Source organism: Nguyenibacter vanlangensis, from assembly GCF_013376155.1.
GTDB classification, from domain to species: Bacteria; Pseudomonadota; Alphaproteobacteria; order Acetobacterales; family Acetobacteraceae; genus Gluconacetobacter; species Gluconacetobacter vanlangensis.
On the sequence record NZ_JABXXP010000951.1, the window covers coordinates 1 to 885 of the forward strand.

The 885-nt window shown below is 68.8% G+C and carries 2 protein-coding genes; one reads left to right on the forward strand and one right to left on the reverse strand.

Features of this window, described 5'->3' with window-relative positions; translation table 11 throughout:
• Positions 1-371 (forward strand): hypothetical protein (locus HUK84_RS20390; RefSeq protein ID WP_176641823.1); only part of this gene is annotated, 371 nt, incomplete at its 5' end.
• 155 nt (positions 372-526) lie between these two features.
• Here HUK84_RS20390 and HUK84_RS20395 read toward each other — a convergent pair.
• Positions 527-757: a FitA-like ribbon-helix-helix domain-containing protein gene (locus HUK84_RS20395; RefSeq protein WP_176641824.1), complete on the reverse strand. Its 231-nt coding sequence runs from the start codon at positions 755-757 to the stop codon at positions 527-529.
• Positions 758-885: the final 128 nt, after the last annotated feature.

Consider the following 885-nt stretch of genomic DNA (forward strand, 5'->3'; position numbering starts at 1 on the left):
AGTTCGGCTGCGGGGCGAACCCGGGCGCCTGTCCCCCCAACCCCGCCGCGCGGGAGCAGTTGCGCATGCAACTGCAGACCGAAATCCAGCAGCGCCAGTTTGCCGCCCGTCAACGCGCGCAAGAAGCGATCGACCGCGACCGGGCACGCCTGACCATCCTGCAGCAGCAGCGCCAGGCGGCACCGCCAGGCCCATCCATGCCGCAGACGCCCGAAGAGCAATGGCTCAACGCCGACATCGCCCGCCAGGGCCAGGCCATGCGCGGCACCTACCACGCCCAGCCGACCGGCCCCGGTACCTGGACCATCCGGAACGGGCAGGGCACCCCCCAGGGCGCCTGCCGCGTAGTCGGTACTGCCCTGATCTGCTGAACGCAACGCCCGCAAATCCTGCCTAAACGATGGCGAACCAAAGCGGCGCCCCAGGAGCGGGTCACCGCGGCGATCTGCCCATCGAATTGGCTGATGGGCTCCCCAGCCTGCCGGCGTTCAGAGGCTATGTCGGCATAAGCATGGGGCGTCGCCGATCACATACCGAAATCCACGTCCCGGATCGCCTCGCGCGGCAAAGCCGGCAGATCAACCCCGCCCAGCTCGGCGAAACGTTGACGAATAGCCCGGCCGAGGTCCGACGGTGCCGGGTTTTCGGTGGAGAGGACGGTACGCAGGATATCGCGCGCCTCCTCTTCCATGGACCGACCATGCATGGCCGCCCTGATGCGGAGCCGTTTCTTGAGACCGTCGTCAAAATTGCAGATAGCCCAACTCCCAGACCCTTAACCCTGTGGCGCGCCGTCCGCCCCGGCCCGGTTCCACCAGCCGCCGCCCAGCGCATGGAACAGGCCGGCCGTGTCCGACCGGCGGGCGGCGCGGGCCTGCACCAGCG